This is a genomic window from bacterium (genome assembly GCA_041649255.1).
Lineage (GTDB): Bacteria > Hydrothermota > UBA3073 > JACQXS01 > JAQTXJ01 > JAQTXJ01.
In genome coordinates this window covers 47317-67513 of the sequence record JBAZNK010000001.1, presented here as the reverse complement: position 1 = coordinate 67513, position 20197 = coordinate 47317, and the positions used below count along the sequence as shown (strand labels likewise).

Genomic DNA, 20197 nt, shown 5'->3' with positions numbered 1-20197 from the left:
TTTCTGCATCTAATCGTATTAAGTGGACATTTCTCCACTCAAATAGAGCGCCTTCGCTCCGCCCTTCTCCCGAAAAGTATTTTAAAAAAGAATAGACAAATCTGCAAATAACTATTATCATACAAAGAATGTTCAATCCTAAGTTTCAATATACTCATAAAATAGTTAATCTCCTGACAAAAATTTCTACGGCAAGGGAAGTCGTTCTTAATTCCCCTCTTATTCCTAAATGGGAAATCAGCATCCGAAAACAGGCTATTATCCAGAGCGCCCACTCTTCTACAAGTATTGAAGGAAATAGATTGTCTTTGGAACAGGTCAGCGAACTCGCTCTCGGAAGAGAAATAATGGCTTTAAGAAAAGATAAACAGGAAGTATTAAATTACTTACATACCCTTGAAAACCTCGAAAAATTAGCCGAAAATGATAAAATTACAGAACGAAATATCTTGAATATCCATAAAATGCTTACGAAAAATACTCTGGAAAATCCATCTGACTGTGGCACATACCGGAAAAGATATGTCGTTGTTGCTAATAGATTAACAAAAGAAATAATATTTAAACCTCCTCTGAATGAAGATGTGCCGGAATTAATACGAAACCTCCTAAATTGGATAAATTCTACACAGGCACAAGAACTTGATCCGGTAATTGAAGCAGGAATAACTCATTACGAGTTTGTTAGAATCCATCCCTTTATTGATGGAAATGGTAGAACAGCAAGAGTCCTGGCAAGTTTGATTCTCTTCCTCCGTGATTTTGATATAAAACAGTTCTTCTGCCTTGATGATTATTATGATTCTGATAGACCTTCTTATTATAAAACCCTGCAAAATGTTGACCCGAAAACTCTGGATTTAACAAACTGGCTTGAATATTTTGCTGAAGGTGTTAATGTAAGCATTAATGCCGTTAAGGAAAGAGTAATAAAACTGAGTAGCGAAAGATTGAGAAAAACAGAAAAAGGCCAAATCGCTCTTACTGAAAGACAAATGCAAATCGTAGAACATATCAATCTAACTGGAAAAATAACCAACAAAGATGTAAGAGAAATGTTTAAACTCTCAGATGAAGGAGCGCTAAAAGAAATTAAAAAACTCATAAAACTGGAAGTCATCAAAAGTCAAAACAAAGGCAGAGCATTATATTATACACTCATATAGAGTTGGCGATTAGGTTGGCGATTAGGTTGGCGATTTTGTAAGAGGAAATTCCGGCAATTCATTCCTTAATTCCTAATTTTCCCTTTTATCCTTTTCTGAATCTTTCTGTTGTCTCTTTCAATCTCTTACTTGGACTTTGCGTCGCAGAAGCATTAGTCCAAGTTATCCCGCAAAGCGGGGTTCAAGTCCCTGTTAAAATGGATCCGTTGTTTGTTTTTCTGTTATCCGTTTTTTAAACTCTCAACTCTGGACTCTTCACTCTCAACTTTTCTTTTTTATCCCAAAAATCTGCGAAAATCTGCGTCCAAAACTCTTTCTGTTTTCCGTTGCAACTAGTTACTATAAGTTACTACCTGTTACAGTTCTTACAATTTTTATATTTTTTTCAACTTTTTTGAATCCTTTTTAGGTTTTCCTGCATCTAATCGTATTAAGTGGACATTACTCCACTCAAATAGAGCGCCTTACGCTCCGCCCTTTACGGCACATTTGTATGAGTTTTTTTTGTTTCTGATATCCTGATACTCTGGTGTCCTGCCAACTGATATTCTGATTCTCTGATATGCTATTCGTAGTTATACGAATCTCAGCTGGACCAAAGCAAAACTATGTAGGAGGCATTTTTTTGCTCGAAGTTAAATAACTTATGAAGCAGCGTCTTAAATCTTCTCTTCTCTGTTTTCCTTTCTCTGCGCCCTCTCGGTTTTCTATCTTTCTTCCATTCTCTGCTGTTTTATTTTTTTGTTCTCTGCGAACTCTGCGTCTCTGCGGTGAATATTTCTGTTTTCCGTTACTTACTCACCCACTCAACTTACTTACCTTACTTAACTTTTTTAACTAAAGGAGGTAACAAAGATGCTTTTACAAAACTGGCCTATGCAATTCAGGGGCACTATCAAAGGAATCTCCCCTGAACAGGCTAAACAAATGTTTAACTACGATATGCCGCCCGACGCTAAAGGCGTTTCCTTCTCTATTAAAAACAACAAAACCGAAATCCGACCCTATTTCCCCGAAAAATACTACAACCATACCCCGATATGCCCGCTCCTCAAAACTAATGCTAAAGCTTTCTCCACTCTCTCCACTGTCGCCAAACAAATACTGAAAACAATTATTCGCCCGTCCTGGACTCTTATCGCAGATGAAGAAAAATATATGTCCGGTTATCATATGTTTATTAGCGTAAACCTTAAACGAATCCCTTCCGGTCTCGAAAATATATTGCTCACAATCGGTAACTTACCCACGCCGGAAATTCATAACGATATCCTCAAAAAAGACAATACCCTCGAAATCAAAACAAAAAATTCCCTGCCCGACTACGAACTCGGTATCCTTACAATTAACCCTCAAACCCTTCAAATTAATCATTACAATCCAAAGGATGAGCTTGCCCGCCGCTCAGAGTATTTATTGGATTACCGGATAGGAGGGCCCGATCGCTCTTTCAATAAAACTATCCCCATTCCCATCCCCACACCCGATTCCTTGGTCTTCATTTATTACAAACAAGATAAAAACTTCTCCCCATCCGTCCGTGTCCCAATCCCCCAATGAATAAAACATTAATCCATTTGTTATCCGTGAAAATCCGTGGCAAATTTTTTGTATTCTGTTTTCCGTTGTTTTCAACCCTATCCCTTTCTGTTCTGTTTTATCTCTTCAAGTCTCTTACAGTCCCTGTTAAATTCTTCCGTTCTCTGTTTTTCGTGTCTTTCTATATTTCTTTCCTTTTTCGTGGTAATTTGTTTTCCGTTCTCTGTTATTTTTTAACCCAAAAACTTCTTCCTCTGCGCTCTCTCGGCGTTAGACTTTTTGTTTATTCTCTGCTCTTTCTGTCTTTTGTACTCTCTGCGAACTCTGCGGCTTTTCGTTTTGTGAACATCTCCGTTTCATCTGTTTTTGTGTCTTAGTGCTTTAGTGGCTAATATATGTATTTCTGATATTTGATTTTTTATCTGTATATTTGATTTTTGATTTTTAATTTTTGATATGATTTAAGGGGGTACAAAAATGGCAATATGTTACGGTTCACCTTATGGCACCATTATCGGTCCCATAGGCAATTTAACCTTTTTCGTCAGTAGAGGAAAACAGTTTGTCCGCCTGAGACAAAATTATTCCCAGCTGCTCGAAGAAAAACCCATAGGATTCCAAAATACAAGCAAAATTCTGGCATTAGTAATGAAAATATACGGCCTGTTAAAACCGGAATTTTACAAATATTGGAAAACTTACAATAAAAACAGCGTGGAAACCAGCCAATTCCTTTATCAAAATATGGGATACCTTTTCCAGTCCTTACCCGATAAAAAACAACCCCTCTCCAAAGATAACTGGATAAATCTTTCGGAAATGCGTCTCGTCTATGGCGGCAGGTTATCCGAACCTAAAATGCAAATAGAAAATCTTACTTACGATTCAAATAGGCTTCATCTCGAATGGCACACCGGCGTTTGGAAAAACGGCGCCCCGGACGATATTGCCCATATAATCGCAATCTATTGCGTCCCCGTAGACAAAGATGCCCTAACCTCGAATTGTTTGTATACCTGTCAACCCGATGTCCCGCCGGAAATATTCACGAACGCCTACACAATTTTTCGTTCTCAAATACCCACCCGCAATACGAAGGTGAACTATGAAATTAAAATCTTTTACGGCAAATCTGTTCGAAACAAAGGCGAAGCGTCAATGTTGATAAACGAAGGTTTGAACCCCAAATTCCTCTCCACCTTCCTCTTCTTCTCTAATGGCAGTAGTTACTCAGATATTTCAGGGGTTCAGCTCTTTTCCCACCAAGGGGGGAATTAGAGATGATTATCTGTAGCGAAGCGAAAGGTAATGCTACCACTTATTCCGACATTTCAGGTAGTACTCTCGCTTAGAAACTCTTTTTGTTCGGCTAATAATTCTTTTTCTAATCGTGTGTTAATCGTGTGTAATCGTGTGGTTCCAATCCGTTCTCTGTTATTCTTTAACTCTATAACTTTTCTGTTTCTGTTTTCTGTTTTCCGTGTTAATCTGTGAATTTCTGTGGCTAACTCTTCTCTGTTCTCTGTTTTTTGTTAATCTGTTACCCAAAAACTTTTCTTTCTTTTCTTTTCTCTGTGCTAATCTCGTATTAATCGTATATTATCTTTTTGTATTCTGTTGTCTCTTTAAGTCTCTTACAGTCCCTGTTAAATTCTTCTGTCCTCTGTTTTTTCTCGTGAAAATCCCTGCCTGCCGGCAGGCAGGTGTGAAATCTCGTGGTTCCAATCTTTTCCCACTCCATTTCTTATAAAATACCAATACTTTTATAGGGGTTACTAAAAAAATCTTCAAGGGTTATGTATTTTATGTTTTTCTCTGTACCCTTAATTTCTGACTCTAAAATAACTATTTTCTCTGCTTTTTTATATCTCATGGCAAATATATGCAAAGCAGGAGTTCCTGAAGATGCCCCTGATTTTACTTCTATAGCAATTAATCGTTGCCCGATTTGTATCACATAGTCTACTTCGTCATTTCTTTCTCTCCAGTAAAAAAGCTGTCCCCCGGCTTCTTGAGTCATAGAATAAAGCTTACTCCCTACCGCATTTTCAACCATTCTTCCCCAAAATATTTTATCTTTTACGGTAAGTTTAAATCCTTTCCCGGATATAGCAGAAATTAAAGCATTGTCTAATACTACTATTTTAGGTATTGACCCTCTCTGTCTAATTTTGTTTCCACTGTATCTTTCCAGGGGAACGATCAGAAAAGCATTAGCCAGTAATTTAAGATAGAAAGCTATTGTAGTGGTATTGCCTGCATCCTGAAGTTGTCCCATCATTTTCTGATAACTCATAATTTCTGCAGGATGTTCAATACATAGTCCGAAAACTTGTCGCAGTAATGCCGGCTTTGTTATAGACGACATTAGGATAACATCTTTAGATAATACGGTTTCTATTAACGAATCTCTGATATATCTTGCCCATCTTATTTCATCCTTGCGCAAAGGTATTGCTCCGGGATACCCACCAAAATAAAGATATTCTTCAAATTTGAGATTAAAACATTCCTTACATTCCGGAAAAGACCAATGATTATGTCTATGAATTTCAAATCGCCCTGCAAGACTCTCTGTTAATCCTTTTTGCATCAACAAGGAAGATGATCCTAACAATACAACACGCATTCGTGTTTTTAATCTTTTGTCCTCATCAAACAATTTTTTCACCACTTCACTCCAGCGAGGAATTTTTTGAATCTCATCCATCACTAAAAGTGCTTCCCCTTTATTCTTTTTACACAAAGCCCTACAATCTTCCCAGTTTGCAATAATCCAATCTACAGTAGGCATATTGGGCAAATCAGCTGACTTGTAAAGTTTTGGACCAGTCCAGCGGTCATATAATTGTAAAACTAATGTTGTTTTCCCTACCTGCCTTGGGCCAATTACCACTTGTAGTAACCTGGGCCCTCCCTTTAATCTCGAACTTAACACTTCAAATAGAGTTTTTCTGATATATTCTTTCATAATGGTTTTATAAATAATGCCTAACTGTAAAATGTCAACAAATTACTCAATGCATTGAGTAATTTGTTATCTGTTCTCGCATTAAACTCAAGGTAAATCCGTGTGCTTGTTGTTTACTTTTTTGTTTGGACGTAAGGTAAGGATTCATCTTTGCTGTTGCTTACTCCCCGTAAACCCCTAAATCTATAAACACTATACTCCCCCAACAACCCGGCCAACCCATCCATTTTCCCATCTTCCCCTTCCAGAAGCACAATTTTATCAGGACTTATCAAGCCTATCTGTTTTAACATATGATTATGATTCGTATTATAAGGACAATGAATTACAACAAATTTTACGTCTAACGGTAATTTGCTGTGTATGTCTTTTATCCCGTTAAGTATATTTCCTTCCGATATAAAAGGCGTCATTAATATTGGCGTTATTTTTTCTAATTTCCTTATCATTTTTTCAACTATCCCAAAACCTATGCTGTTTTCAGTCCCTATGCAAGGGTGTGCAGTATCAAGATTCAAAATCCCTGTTCTTAATCCATTTATAAACCCCGTATTGATAAGCGATTTGCAGAATTCGTAACTGTGCAAATTATTTTCACTTATAACCATAATTTTACCGGGCTCAACAAGAATCGATTCGCATGTCGACCAGTTTTTTCGTACTATTTCCGGGCATTTATTCCAGTTTTTTATAAATTCGTGAGTCTTGGGGTCATTAGGATACCCCGACCCAAAATCTCCATATTTTTTATGTAATTCCTCTATCTCGTTGTCTCTGTTTACCTTTGCAATAATAGACGCCGCGCTTACTACGGGATATTTCTGGTCGGCTTTTGGTATGATAATTAATTCGGGTTCAGGAATAGTCAAAAGACTTTTTATTTTTTTGGAATAATTAGCTATCGCAGAAGGCGAAACAGGAGTATCGATAATTACTTTATCCGGGCAAAATTTATTGATTATTTCAACACTGGCATCCATCTCAAGAATGGTCAAATTAGTTTGTTCAATGGCATCCGGCAATATTTGTATTGTTTCATAGGCAATAGCAATTTCTTTGATAAGTGGAACAAAAGCGTTGCGTTGTGACGGAGTAAGCATTTTGGAGTCTTTTACGCCGAGTTTTTTTAATTCTTTCAATTTGGATTCATCACATAATACCCCGCAAACGACAAGCGGTCCTATAACCGGCCCGCGTCCCGCTTCATCAATCCCCAATATCCTTTTCATACTATCAATCCTATTAAACCTCTTTCCCTTCTCTCTGTTAATCTTGTAGAAATCGTTTTTTGTTCATTTATTTTCTATTTTTTGTCTGTTCAAATCGTGTGTTAATCGTGTGTAATCGTGTGGTTCCATTTTATTATCTGTTCTCTGTTATTTTTTAACCCAAAAACTTTTCTTTTCTCTGCGCTCTCTCGGTTTTCTATCTTTCTTCCATTCTCTGTTGTTTTATTGTTTTATTTTTTTGTTCTCTGCGTCCTCTGCGTCTTTTTGTTCTGTGAATATTTCTGTTTTCCGTTTTCCGTGGAAATCCCTGTTAGGAGTTTACCCCGCCCTGGCGGGGTGGCTAATATCTGTTTTTTGTTGTAATAATCGTGTGTTTATCGTGTGAAATCTCGTGGTTACTATCTGTCGTTTTGTGAATATTTCTGTTTCCTGATACCCTGATATTCTTCCCACTGATTTGCTGATATTCTGATATGCGTTCTTTCTATTCTCTGCGTCCTCTGCGACTCTGCGGTGAAAAATCAGGCAGTTTTAACTTCCTGCGGGATAACGCTCACGAACTTTCTTCCTGCTTTACCTTTTCTGAATTGCACTTTCCCGTCTATTTTAGCGAATATGGAATCGTCACCGCTTCTTCCCGTGTTAGTTCCCGGGTGTACTGGTGTGCCTCTTTGTTTTACGATTATTGTTCCACCTGTTACAAATTCTCCGCTATATTTTTTTACTCCAAGAAACTGAGGATTGCTGTCTCTACCATTTCTTGATGCTCCAAGTCCTTTTTTATGTGCCATGTGTTTTGCACCTCCCTATTTCAATCTTTGTTGTATAATCTATCTTTTCAAATCTGTCAACATTAAACTCTTTTTATTTTTGCGCCTAATCCCTGTAATTTGGATTCTATCTTTTCGTAACCCCTGTCCATATGAATCACTACTATCTTGTTGAACTCCTCCATAATAATCAACCCAACATACCAGAAAAGATGAATCTCCCCAAACTACTTTTGTTATCCCTTGGATCCCATCCTTTACGCAAATAGGGAATTCATTTGCGTATATAAGAACAGGAATTACAATTATCCCTACTAAAAAAATAATTTTATTCTTCATAAGACCTTAGCTTTTTTATTATAGTTCATTGTCTTTTTTGTCAAATTTTTTCTGCAATATTAAGGGACACCTATAGTTACCATTAGTTACTCTTTGTTCTGTCTCTCAAGGGGAAAATCGGGAAGATGGAAAGCTCTACCTGCTACTCAGTTAATCAGTTCAAAAGCAAATTAATTGGTAATACCCATATTTTATCTTCCAATTTTATTATCTGTGTTCCATTGTAAGCCAAAATGCCGGCACGACATTTTTTACTGCTATGTAAATATGCTTTTATTCCGATTAAATCCTGTTCATGCCAACGACTGCTGCTCTTAACCTCAATAGCAATGGTTTCGTTCTCAATTTCAACAATAAAATCTACCTCATACCTACCCTGTATATTCCAATAGAAAATCTTTGCTTCAGGGCAATAGGCAGATAATATTCCTTCAAGATTTTGAGCAACATAGTTTTCCATAAGGGCACCACGAAAATATTCATTTGTTCCTGATGCTCTTATCCCGGTAAGATAAGAAGCTAATCCCGTATCGGATAAATATATTTTGGGAGACTTAATTAGTCGGCTGGTGTGGTTACCAAGATAAGGTGGAATGCGACGTAAAATAAAAGACGCTTCCATTAATGAAAGATATCTGGAAACTGTCATTACATTTAATTTAGCATCACGGGCTAATTCACTCTGCTTTAAAATTTGCGTATTTCTGAGAGCAACAAGTCTTAAAAGGTAACGGAAGGATCCTAAATCCGCAACTTGACTTAAATTGCGAATATCTCTTTCCAAATAAGTTTGCTCGTATCCACGAAACCATATATCAGGGTCTTTTACTTCACCAAGGCAAACAGACGGCATCCCTCCCGTCAGAATCTCTTTCCAGCTCACAGGTTTTTCATCCCGATTTGGAAAAGTTTTTTTATTTATAAATTCTACTATACCGGGCAATGTTTTAGTGCCTTGAATTTCCCGGTGCGTAAAAGGTGGCAATGTTAGATAGACAGCCCTGCCTGCCAAACTATCTGCAATGTTTTTCAGAAGAAGAAAATTTGCCGACCCGCTTAAAAGGAAACGCCCGGGTTTGCGGTTTCTATCAACTTCTTGTTTGATAACATTGAGTATCTCGGGATATTTTTGCGCCTCATCAATAGTTATAGGCTCTTTTCCTGTTAGCAAATTCTCAGGGTTACTTTTTGCAAATTCAAGGGTATTGAAATCATCAAAGTTGAAATATTTCCTGCCGCGTAATTGAGGTTGATTAAGAAGTAAAGTGCTTTTTCCCGTTTGTCTCATCCCGGAAAGCACAACCACAGGCATATTTTTTAATGCCTTAAGCAATTCCCTTGTCACTTCTCTTGGCTTATACTTTGTCATACTTTAACACGATATGTTATCTTTTGACATTGTCAAGGGAAAATTGTTCTTTTGATGACTGAGGTAGGTAAATGGTAACTACTCCTTATCGGTTCGCCAAGAGAAAACTATTCCACCTTTCCATCAACTAACTGCGAGAAGGACTTCTTGTCTAACTTTTGATTTTACAATCTACCTAATTCCTCTTCCGAATTTTAGGAAGGTGTATTATATTTGAAGAGTAACCAATTATCCTTAAATTTAATCAGCGTATAATATCCTTTTAATTTATTGCCTTTCAAGCAAATTTCTATTTTTTTGTCATCCCTATTCAAAAGCTCATATTCTCCTTTATCCCAGATTTTCACTGTCCCTGCACCATACCCTTCCGGAATTTCTCCCTCAAAATCTATCTTTGTCAATCTTAAAAATCCTAACAAATATAACAATTGAATTTTTAATGAAAATACTGAGGAATTAAGGGGGATTCTTTTCGCCTTTCTCTTCTTTAAACTCTTTTTATTTTTGCGCCTAATCCCTGTAATTTGGATTCTATCTTTTCGTAACCCCTGTCTATATGATAAACTCTTAATACTTCCGTTGTATCTTTTGCCGCTAGCCCCGCAATAACAAGTGCCGCGCCACCTCGTATGTCCGAAGCCATAACTTTTGTCCCCGATAATTCTTTTACTCCGTTTATTATGGCGCTCCTGTCTTTTATTTCTATCTGCGCGCCCATACGAATCAATTCGGGTATATGATTGAATCTCTTTTCATACATAGTCTCTATGACTATAGACGCCCCCTGCGCAAGCGTAAGCAATGAAGTTATCTGGGATTGTAAATCTGTCGGAAATCCCGGATATGGAGCCGTTTTTATTAAAGAACTTTTGAATGGATATTTCCCTTTTGCCCTTATCCCATTTTTTTCTTTTGTTATTTCAACGCCTATTTCCTGCAATTTTGATATTTCCGGAGTAGAATCTTCCCAACAAGCATTTCTCAGAAAAACATCTCCCGCAGTAATTCCGGCGCATATCATAAATGTCCCCGCTTCAATATAATCGGGCGTTATTGTGTATTCAATAGGATGTAAATCTTTTACGCCTTGAACAAAAATAATACCGTCTTTAGTATGAATTTTTGCGCCTGCAGCATTGAGGAAATTTATCAAATCTATAATATGCGGCTCAAATGCCCCGTTTATTATGGAAACTTCCCCTTCGGCAAAAACGGATGCTAATATTATATTCTCAGTAGCAGTAACAGACCTTTCATTAAATGTTACTTTTGTCCCGCTTGACGGACTTGACTTACAAGTTGCATTTATATAACCGTGTTCTTCTTTTATTTCTACACCCAAAGCTTTAAATCCATGTAAATGCTCTCCAACAGGTCTTGCGCCGATTGCACATCCACCCGGGTGAGCGATTTTAACTTCTTTCAACCTGCCAAGCAACGCTCCTGCCATGAGAAAACTCGCCCGCATCGTGGAAACAAGCTCATAAGGGATAAAATTATTGTTTACTGCGCTCGCATCTATCGTTAAAGTATTAGAAGAAATCTTTGTTTTAATATTTACATTCTCAAGTATTTTCAACATCGTCCTTATATCTCCAAGTAGAGGAACATTATGAAGTGTGGTTATTCCGTTAATTAGCGTTGTAGCGGCAATTATTGGCAATGCGGCATTCTTTGAACCTGATATTGTAACTTCACCCCTAAGCGGTGTGCCACCCTCAATTATAAATTTCTGCATAGTTTATGGTCTAACTTATCCATTATCTGTTTCTGTTTTTAAAACCCTCTAATTTTCTGTTCTTTTCTTTATCTCTTCAAATCCCTGTTAAATTCTTTCTGTTACCTGTTTTTCGTGTCTTTCTATATTTCTTTCCTGTTTCGTGGTTATTTATTTTCTGTTTTTTTAACTCTCTAATTTTCTGTTCATCCGCGTTCATTCGCGTTCATCTGCGGTTCCATTTTGTTATCAGTTCTCTGCGTGCGGAGTTTATCCCGCTTTGGCGGGACGTCTCTGCGGTGAATTTCTCTACTTACCGTGTTTCAACATCTTACACGCAAATACGGCCGCATTCTTCGACCCGGCTTTCCCTATCCCCATTGCCGCTACCGGAACTCCCCCCGGCATCTCAACTATTGATAACAATGAGTCCACGCCTTTTAATGGAGAAGTTGGCAATGGTACCCCAATTACAGGCAAATCCGTATACGAAGCGATAACTCCGGGTAAAGCACAGGAATACCCGCACATTGCAATCACAACTTTAACTCCCTTTTTCTTAAGCCCCATTGCGTATTCTCTTGTTTTATCAGGAGTTCTATGTGCGGAAGTAATTATTACTTCGTAAGAAACCTTATTCTCATCCAGAACTTTTTTGCAGTCTTCAAGCCAGGATTCATCGGACTGACTGCCTATTGCTATACTTACTACCGGATTTAATTTTTTATCAGCCATAATAATTATATATAGAGTATATTAATATAAAGTCAACTTTATTTTATTTGTTGTTTATGGAATAGGGATAATAACGTAACCATTTCATAAGAAGCCTCTGGACGCAAAATCACTAGTCCGAAGGCGGAATTATATAGCTCCGTAGGAAATACTTAAAAAGTGGAATTATTGCAATTGTAGAATAAACTATAACTAAAATTTTAAAAAACCAAACTAAACAAGCTATTTAAGATTAGTTTAGTTTTATGCGTTTACGTCCACTACACTTCCAAGCCCCTTATACATAACAGGTTTAACGCTTTGCTCCATGTTATTTTTGTCTGCTTCAGACGATGCTATTCTATTTAACTCAAAAGGAGTTTTTTCCTGCTTTGCAATATTGGTAATAGTTTTTCCAAAATCTACAGGATTATTTGTTTTTACAACGTTTGCTTCTGAGGTTTCTTCCGTTCTTGTAGTTTGAGTTTTTGTTTCAGGCTGCTTCATAGCTTCCTCTGTCGAATATGCATGATAAGTAATAGGTCTTACTCCATTAACAGCATTCATTTTACCCCCTTATATCTAAAAAGTTCAAAAAATTTTCAATGGCTTCTTTTTTTACGTCATCTCTATTATAATATCCTTGTTTGATTTTTTCTTTTATTTGTTTGATTTTTTCGCTTTCTATTTCTTCGGATGCAAAAGTTATTTTTTTTATTGAACTCGAATCTTCATTTTCATTAGACTTATCTGTTTCAGAAGGGACTACCCGTTTCCCAATTCTCTCTTTCTCGGAAGGTAGAGTTACCTGTTCCGAAAAATGTTTTATTTTGTCTATGTTCATTTTTTTTTAAGCAACTAAATCTAAAGCGAAATCCTTAAGATTAAAAGCAGGTCCATCCGTCTGTATTTTCGCTACACCACCTGCAATAAAAAATTTGTTTGAAGTATAATCTACCTGCCAGTTGGCCATGTAATAAGCATAATTAATTTTTCTTTTGTGTACCAGTGCATTTCCAACTGCCCGCATTACATGCCCGCTCTCATGTGCGGGAACCTCAATCTTTGCCTGCATGTCATTTAACGGGGTAGGATGCTTAAAACTTGCTCCTATATCACCACTTGCGTCTTGATAGGTTCTTGTCTTGCCTCGAGTAAGGATATCCTCGTCCCCATAAGGTGTTTTTTGTGTGTTATCGTCTGATGTTTGCTGACCGGGGATATTAGCAGTTGGAATAATAGGTTGTGGAATTTTGGGCGTTATAGTATTCTGTAATGTATTAGATGTTTTTTGTGTTTCGTTAGAAAGTGTATCCTGCCCGGATATACCGATGGTTGGACCAATAGGTTGTGGAATATTGGGAGTTACAGTATTTTGTAATGTATTTTGTTGACTTCCACCAGGAGTATTAGAATCTATAATCCCTTCTTTTTGGGCCATATTTTCAACTTCTGTTAATTTCCGTTTAGCTGCAAAAACATTGCCCTGGGCGTAAAGACGTTCAATATCGTTTACTAAAGCCATATATTTGGAAGAATTACTACTCCTGTTTATTGCTTGTTTTAAAGAAGTAAGCTCTTTTTCTATCTGTTGGGATATGACAAAATTGTTACCGGAGGTGTTACTACTATTTACCGCGCTGATTTCCATATGCTTTTATACTTACGGTCCCCCTCATCTTACGTTTAGAATATAAAGAGCTTTTTGTCAAGGAAATATGATAATTTTATAAGAAAAAAGATAAAAAGGTTAACTTCCTAAGTATGCTTCTTTAACTTGTGGGTTTTCTAGTAGGTTTGTTCCTGAATCCGTTAAGGATATCTTTCCAACCTCTATAACATATCCATAATTTGCAATAGATAATGCTCTTTGAGCATTCTGCTCGACCAATAAAATTGTTGTTCCCTCGGCATGTATTTTTAAAATTACATCAAATATAATGTCTACAACTTTTGGCGCTAGCCCCAAAGAAGGCTCGTCAAGCAATAAAAGCTTTGGGGATGCCATTAATCCTCTGGCAATAGCTAACATCTGCTGTTCCCCACCCGAAAGAGTCCCTCCCTGTTGACTTTTCCTTTCAGCAAGTATCGGGAATAAAGAAAAAGCGTAATCCATGTCCTGTTTTATTTGTTTTTTATCCCTTCTTAAAAATGCTCCCATCTGTAAGTTTTCCAATACTGTAAGTTGTGGAAAAATATGTCTTCCTTCAGGAACATGCACAATCCCTTGCTGCACTATCTTATAGTCAGACATATTGCTTATGTCTTTATTATTGAATATTATTTTACCGCTGCGAAGCTTTACCAACCCGCTTATTGTCATTAATGTCGTGGTTTTACCTGCTCCATTCGCGCCTATAAGCGTAACTATCTCCCCGGGTCTTACTTGAAAAGATAAAGATTTTAAAACTTCCCGCTTGTCATAATAAACCGATACGGATTCTAATTTAAGCATTTTCCCTTCCTAAATACGCTTCAATGACCTTTTGGTCGTTTGATACCTCTAAAGGAGTACCTTCCGATATTTTTACTCCATAATTGAGAGCAATGATTTTTTCACATATTTCCATTATCATACGCATATGATGTTCAATTATTAATACTGTTACGCCCATATCACGAATTTTTTTTATTAAACATACCAGCTCTTTAACTTCTGAAGGGTTCATTCCGGCCGCAGGCTCATCCAATAACAATAATTCAGGCTCACTTGCTATCGCGCGGGCAATCTCTAATTTACGTTGACACCCATATGGCAGGTTTTTTGCAAGCTCATTCCTGTAATCTTTTAATCCGACAAATTCAAGATAAGTCCCGGCTTTTTCTTTTACGGAGTTCTCCTCTTCCCTTGCCCATTTAGGCTTAATCAAAGCTCCCCAAAGTCCACATTTTGTTCTTGAATATCGTCCTACCATAACATTTTCTAAAACAGTCAAAGATGTAAATAATCGTATTCCCTGAAAAGTTCTTGCTAAACCTAAAGTGGCTATTTCATCTGCCCTGAGATTAGAAATCAATTTTTCTTTGTATAAAATCTTTCCGTGCGTGAGCGGATATACTCCCGAAATGCAATTAAAAAAAGTAGTTTTCCCTGCGCCATTAGGTCCGATTAAGCCTGCAATCTCCCCTTTATTTATACATATATCAAGCTTTTCAATTGCCTTTATTCCACCAAAATGTTTACTAACCTGCTTCGTTTCTAAAATTTTCACGCTAAACTCCTGATAATCCCATCAAGGCGGGACTAATGGCTAATCATAAGTTCCTTCTTTTGTACGGCAATAAACCCTCAGGTTTGAATCTCATCATAGCAATCATTACTATACCAAAAAGTAACATACGGGAATTGCCAAAATAATCCCTGAAAATCTCGGGAATAATAATTAAACAACTTGCACCTAAAATTGCGCCGGGAATACTTCCCATCCCGCCCAATACAACCATACACAAAACAAGCGCAGACTCAAAAAATGTAAAGCTTTCCGGTGATACATGAGTCGCTTTTGCTCCGAAAAATGCGCCTGCTACTCCCGCAAAAGCCGCACTAATCGCAAAAGCTAACAACTTCAAACTCATACAATTAATCCCCATCGCTTTTGCCGCCCGCTCATCTTCTTTTATCGCTACCCACGCTCTCCCAAGACGGGAATTATTGAGCCTGTTAAATACAAATACTGCAACAAACAAAAAAGCTAAAATTAAATAATAATAATTTTTTGGACTGTGAAATACAAAACTTCCAATGCTCGGGCGGGCTATTCCTAAAATTCCATTTGGCCCATTCGTCACATTATCCCAGTTGTTAAGAACAATTCTCGTTATTTCGCCAAAACCAAGCGTTACAATTGCAAGATAATCTCCGCGTAACCTTAGAACGGGAAGCCCAAGTAATATTCCAAATATTATTGCCGTACCTGCTGATATAGGAACGCATACAAAAAAAGGAATATGGAAATGCACGGAAAGTAGAGCATAAGTATAAGCGCCTATAGCATAAAATGCAATATATCCCAGAACTAACAATCCTGCAAAACCAACGGCGATGTTTAATCCTAAAGCCAGCAATGCATATATTCCACAGTCAACAAGAATATTGTTGGCACGCCTGTCAAGAAACATAGGAATAACTATAAGCGAAAGAATAAATAAAATACGAACAATCAAATACCCGTAAGGGATTTTTTCATTAGCCTTTATTATAAATTCATCCCAGTTGTCCTTGAAAGAAGAAACTGTAGCAGGAAATTTAATGAACCGTAAAAATGAAAGTATAAAAACTACGGATGCAATGTATATGCTTTTTATGGGGCCCGCAAATGGCAAGGCAATAACCCATAACCAGAATGTCCAGAATAATGAATTAAGCATTAAAACTTTTCCCCTATTCTCTCTCCAAATATTCCCTGTGGACGGAAAATTAATATTAAAATCAAAATAATAAACGCAAAAACGTCTTTCCACTCAGATGCTCCGGGGATTAATCCCGCTGCAAGACTTTCCGTTAACCCGAGTATTAACCCGCCAAACATTGCGCCATAAATGTTGCCAATCCCGCCTAATACCGCCGCAGTAAACGCTTTTACCCCTGCCAGATATCCGATATAATACCATACTCGTCCATAATACATTGCTACCATTACTCCGGCAGCCGCTCCAAGAATTGAACCTATGATAAATGTAACGGAAATTACGGTGTCTACTTTTATGCCTACAAGATGAGCCATCTTTAAGTCCTGCGCAGTTGCGCGCATGGCTTTTCCCATCTTAGTACGGGTGACAAAAAGATTTAATAAAACCATCAGTAAAATGGAAGTGATAATTATTACTAGCTGAAGAGAATAAATCTGGGCTCCACATATGTATAATCTTGAACCGTCCGAAGGTATGAATTTAGAAAAGAAATTAGAAAAATAAACATTTATTTGTTCTGAAATCAAATGAGAAAAAACTTTGTCTTTAGCCCCTTGCGTCAACATTACATAGTTTTGTAAAAATATGGATACTCCAACGGCAGTTATTAATGCAGATAAACGCGGAGCGTTTCGCAGCGGTTTATATGCAAATTTTTCTATCGTAAAACCATAACATCCCGTAAAAAACATGGCAAATAGAAATACAAGCGGGAGTAAACCTGCAATAGGTAAAGAAAACTTAATCGAAACAACAAATATTATAGCAAGATATGCGCCAAGCATATAAATTTCACCATGCGCGAAATTTATAAGCTGTAATATACCATATACCATTGTGTAGCCTAATGCGATTAACGCATATACGCTGCCAACGGTAAGCCCGTTAATTATTTGTTGTGCTAGCATTTAAAAGATAAAACGAGAGGCGTACTATTCCTATTTATATCCTGATAGTTAACCCAATAATTCTATAATGTCAAATACTTTTTCGTCATCTCAATACATTCTTTACAAATTAAAATTGGTGCAGTCCCTTCCCTTGCCAATTCTCTATCCTTGATGAATTTTTCACTGTTCCATATCTGCTTAAAAGAGCTTTCTAATATATTCCCGTAACTGTATTGTTCGGCAAAAGGTATGCAACACCCGGGCGTAACATTCCCATTAAACGTAACCCTTATCTCTTTCCAAAACCTATCACAAATAAAAGGCTTGTTCCAATCATAAGTCTTAGATAACTCGGGATAATACATACATTTGATTCCTGATTTTTTTAATTCCTGTTTTCCTTCTTCCAATTCTTTTTTATGAAAAGACAAGGGCTTTGCACCCTTTAATTTCCAATCTCCAAAATTAAAAAGATAACTATCTATTTCGCAAATATAGTCTACCCCAAGCTCTTTTGCAAGCTTTATGAATTCAATTAATTCCCCTTCATTCTCTTTCATAAGTATGAAATTTATCCCAATAAGCGGTGTTTTGCTGTGAAGTTTACGTTTTAATTCGACTAATGTTTTTATGTTATTTAAAACTTTGTCGAACTTATCCGTGCCCCGTATCTTCTTATGAGAAGAAGAATTTGTGGCGTCAAGACTTATATGGATTTTTGATAACCCTGATTTTATGATGTCGCGAGCCATAGATTCGTTTATCAATACGCCATTTGAGAATATGGTTGTTATAACATAAGAACGCGTATGTTTTATATATCTGATTATGTCAAAAAATTGAGGATGGAGTAATGGTTCTCCAACTCCATTTAAGCTTACAGACAACGCATACGGAAATTCGTTAAATACTTTTTTGAATTTATCAAAACCCATCATTCCTTTTTCATAACCTGTTTTTTCTATACAATGTATGCAATCAAGATTGCATTTATTTGTAAGTTCAATGCCGATACGGTAAGGATAAAAGCGTAATGCTTTTTTATAATGAGAAGCTTCGTATTTGTGCAATAACCCGTATAATAAAGCTTTGAAATAAAAATAATTTATTTTCATCTTATTGTTTTTATTCTTAACTATAACTCTTATCCTGTCAATACTTTTTCAGAATAAGTTTTACTATTGTTATCTGCGTTAATTGGCGTTTATCTGCGGTTCCATTATTTCTGTCCTCTGTTTTTCGTTTACCCTGAGCTTGCCGAAGGGTGTCTTTCTATATTTCTTTCCTGTTTCGTGGTTATTTTTTTGTAGTTCTTCTTCTCTGCGAAAATCCCATTCTGTTTATCCTTTTCTGTTTTTTTAATTCTTTTTCTAATCGTGTGTTAATCGTGCCTGCCCGCCGGTCTTTTTGGAGGGTGAAATCGTGCGGTTCCATTTTGTTATCAGTTCTCTGTGTCCTCCGTTTTTCCTCTCTGTGTTCTCATTTCTCTTATCTGTTTATTTTTCGTTTTTCTTCTCTGTGAACTCTGTGGTTTGATTTTCCGTTCTCTGTTAACCCAAAAACTTTTCTTCTCTGCGAACTCTGCGACTTTTTGTTTTGTGAATATTTCTGTTCTTTCGTGGCTTTTTATTAATTTTCGGATCGGACTTTTCTGCAGGAAAACTTTACTAGAGACTCTTTGCTACTTTTATTGTTTCTTTAATTACTTCTTCAATCGGGGTATCCGACTTATAAATTTTAATTTTCTTAAATAAATCGGGATGTTCTTTGAAAGCTTCATTGAAAATCTCTCTGCCTTCTGCTTCCATATTTCCTGCCATACGCATAATCATTGGTTTGCTCGGCTTGTTTTCGATAACATATTTTACAACTGCTTTTGCCCAGTCATCGCAACGGGATATCCCTCCAAAACGAGCTCCAAAAATAGCTTTTACACGTGGATTGTTTATTAAAAGTCCTATCATAAGTTGCAGCCTTTCCTGTGTGGGCGCACCACCGGAATCCATAAAATTAGCCGGTTTTCCTCCAAACTTTGTTATCAAATCCAATGAAGCTATGCCGAAACCTGCCCCACCCGGGAATACGCCGATATCTCCGTCAAGCTCAACGTAAGGTATTCCGGCAGATTTTGCAATTTGCTCGGAAGCAGTCAATTCCCCAACTTCATGTCGAGCTTCTATTCCCAGCTTTTTTAGAATAGGATGTCTGAACATTGCGTCTTCATCAATGTCAACCTTCGAATCAAGAGCAATGAATTTTCCGTTTGAAGTCATAACAAGCGGATTTATCTCGACAAGCTTTGCTTCACAGGAAAGAAACAAATTATACATATTGGATATAATCGCGCCTGCTTCGACTACTCCGTTACCCGTAATTCCCATTTTACTTGCAAGTTGCCTTCCAAGATATGCATCAGGACGAACGCCTACATCAACATATTGTTTTATTATGCTTTTGGGTGAAGTTTTTGCGATAGCTTCTATATCCATACCGCCTTCTTTTGAAACAATGAGTAGAAGTTTATGGATAGTCCTGTCAATTGTAGCCGAGATATAAAATTCGTGAGATATTGGGATCTTCTCTTCTACAAGAATCTTTTTTATTTCATATCCGGAAACGGATTTTCCAAGCATCCCTTTTATCTCGTCTACGGCTTCGGAATAAGAATTAACGATTTTAATAATTCCTGATTTCCCGCGTCCGCCAACAAAAATCTGAGCTTTTAATACTACGGGATAAACAACTTTATCGAGTTCGCTAAGTTCGGAAATGTTCCCTATTAATACACTGCGGGGTACAGGAATCTTGTACTCTTTAAACAACATCTTTCCTTCGTATTCATATAGTCTCATAATTTTCCCAATGTAATAATAAAATATTTATTGTCAATTAATACTTTTTTTACTAATACCAAGTTGTTAATCCACTCCCTGCCTACCAATCTTTTTGGTAGGTTGTTCCAATTCTGTTGTCCATTCTCTGTTCTTTGTTTTCTTGTTAATCTGTTACCCTAAAACTTTTCTTTCTCTGCGTTCTCTGCGACTTTTCGTTTTGTGAATATTTCTGTTTCCTTTCGTTTTTAT

General features: G+C 36.9%; 20 protein-coding genes and 1 pseudogene. 3 read left to right on the top strand and 18 right to left on the bottom strand.

Going from position 1 to position 20197, the window contains the following annotated elements; genetic code table 11:
• Positions 1 to 128: 128 nt before the first annotated feature.
• The 3 genes from WC614_00285 (at position 129) to WC614_00275 (ending at position 3983) form a co-directional block, all read left to right on the top strand.
• Complete coding sequence (locus WC614_00285) at positions 129 to 1166, top strand: Fic family protein (protein ID MFA5031432.1); 1038 nt, start codon at positions 129 to 131, stop codon at positions 1164 to 1166.
• Positions 1167 to 2021: 855 nt separating this feature from the next.
• On the top strand, positions 2022 to 2726 hold the full coding sequence (locus WC614_00280; GenBank protein ID MFA5031431.1) for a hypothetical protein: 705 nt from the start codon (positions 2022 to 2024) through the stop codon (positions 2724 to 2726).
• Positions 2727 to 3182: 456 nt separating this feature from the next.
• On the top strand, positions 3183 to 3983 hold the full coding sequence (locus WC614_00275; protein MFA5031430.1) for a hypothetical protein: 801 nt from the start codon (positions 3183 to 3185) through the stop codon (positions 3981 to 3983).
• A 310-nt stretch (positions 3984 to 4293) separates the two neighbouring features.
• Here the strand turns inward: WC614_00275 and WC614_00270 are convergent, their stop codons facing one another.
• From WC614_00270 to WC614_00185, 18 genes and pseudogenes are all read right to left on the bottom strand, one after another.
• Positions 4294 to 4446, bottom strand: coding sequence for a hypothetical protein (locus tag WC614_00270; GenBank protein ID MFA5031429.1), 153 nt, complete (start codon positions 4444 to 4446; stop codon positions 4294 to 4296).
• A 3-nt stretch (positions 4447 to 4449) separates the two neighbouring features.
• Entirely contained in the window at positions 4450 to 5676 is a 1227-nt protein-coding gene (locus tag WC614_00265; protein MFA5031428.1) for an ATP-binding protein, read from the bottom strand.
• 113 nt (positions 5677 to 5789) lie between these two features.
• Positions 5790 to 6905 (bottom strand): ribonuclease HII, encoded by a 1116-nt coding sequence (gene rnhB / locus WC614_00260; GenBank protein ID MFA5031427.1) that lies wholly within the window; start codon positions 6903 to 6905, stop codon positions 5790 to 5792.
• Between the two features lie 521 nt (positions 6906 to 7426).
• Positions 7427 to 7696, bottom strand: coding sequence for a 50S ribosomal protein L27 (gene rpmA, locus WC614_00255; protein ID MFA5031426.1), 270 nt, complete (start codon positions 7694 to 7696; stop codon positions 7427 to 7429).
• 62 nt (positions 7697 to 7758) lie between these two features.
• Positions 7759 to 7842: pseudogene (locus tag WC614_00250) on the bottom strand (UDP-N-acetylglucosamine 1-carboxyvinyltransferase).
• A 326-nt stretch (positions 7843 to 8168) separates the two neighbouring features.
• On the bottom strand, positions 8169 to 9383 hold the full coding sequence (locus WC614_00245) for an ATP-binding protein (protein ID MFA5031425.1): 1215 nt from the start codon (positions 9381 to 9383) through the stop codon (positions 8169 to 8171).
• 194 nt (positions 9384 to 9577) lie between these two features.
• Positions 9578 to 9784, bottom strand: a complete 207-nt coding sequence (locus tag WC614_00240) for a DNA polymerase ligase N-terminal domain-containing protein (GenBank protein ID MFA5031424.1) — start codon at positions 9782 to 9784, stop codon at positions 9578 to 9580.
• 86 nt (positions 9785 to 9870) lie between these two features.
• Positions 9871 to 11121 carry a UDP-N-acetylglucosamine 1-carboxyvinyltransferase gene (gene murA, locus WC614_00235; GenBank protein ID MFA5031423.1) on the bottom strand — a complete coding sequence of 417 codons (1251 nt, stop codon included), beginning with the start codon at positions 11119 to 11121 and terminating at the stop codon, positions 9871 to 9873.
• Positions 11122 to 11409: 288 nt separating this feature from the next.
• Positions 11410 to 11835, bottom strand: a complete 426-nt coding sequence (gene purE / locus WC614_00230) for a 5-(carboxyamino)imidazole ribonucleotide mutase (GenBank protein MFA5031422.1) — start codon at positions 11833 to 11835, stop codon at positions 11410 to 11412.
• Between the two features lie 243 nt (positions 11836 to 12078).
• A complete protein-coding gene (locus WC614_00225) occupies positions 12079 to 12381 on the bottom strand; it encodes a hypothetical protein (GenBank protein ID MFA5031421.1) in 303 nt (100 codons plus the stop codon).
• Position 12382: 1 nt separating this feature from the next.
• Positions 12383 to 12658, bottom strand: coding sequence for a hypothetical protein (locus WC614_00220; protein ID MFA5031420.1), 276 nt, complete (start codon positions 12656 to 12658; stop codon positions 12383 to 12385).
• A 6-nt stretch (positions 12659 to 12664) separates the two neighbouring features.
• Entirely contained in the window at positions 12665 to 13465 is an 801-nt protein-coding gene (locus WC614_00215; protein ID MFA5031419.1) for a hypothetical protein, read from the bottom strand.
• Positions 13466 to 13564: 99 nt separating this feature from the next.
• Positions 13565 to 14269, bottom strand: a complete 705-nt coding sequence (locus tag WC614_00210) for an ABC transporter ATP-binding protein (protein MFA5031418.1) — start codon at positions 14267 to 14269, stop codon at positions 13565 to 13567.
• Positions 14262 to 15026, bottom strand: a complete 765-nt coding sequence (locus WC614_00205; GenBank protein ID MFA5031417.1) for an ABC transporter ATP-binding protein — start codon at positions 15024 to 15026, stop codon at positions 14262 to 14264. The genes WC614_00210 and WC614_00205 overlap by 8 nt, the downstream gene beginning before the upstream one ends.
• 43 nt (positions 15027 to 15069) lie before the next feature.
• Complete coding sequence (locus WC614_00200; protein ID MFA5031416.1) at positions 15070 to 16182, bottom strand: branched-chain amino acid ABC transporter permease; 1113 nt, start codon at positions 16180 to 16182, stop codon at positions 15070 to 15072.
• Positions 16182 to 17132, bottom strand: coding sequence for a branched-chain amino acid ABC transporter permease (locus WC614_00195; GenBank protein ID MFA5031415.1), 951 nt, complete (start codon positions 17130 to 17132; stop codon positions 16182 to 16184). The genes WC614_00200 and WC614_00195 overlap by 1 nt, the downstream gene beginning before the upstream one ends.
• Before the next feature lie 62 nt (positions 17133 to 17194).
• Positions 17195 to 18229, bottom strand: coding sequence for a radical SAM protein (locus tag WC614_00190; GenBank protein MFA5031414.1), 1035 nt, complete (start codon positions 18227 to 18229; stop codon positions 17195 to 17197).
• Positions 18230 to 18781: 552 nt separating this feature from the next.
• On the bottom strand, positions 18782 to 19966 hold the full coding sequence (locus WC614_00185; protein MFA5031413.1) for a succinate--CoA ligase subunit beta: 1185 nt from the start codon (positions 19964 to 19966) through the stop codon (positions 18782 to 18784).
• Positions 19967 to 20197 lie beyond the last annotated feature (231 nt).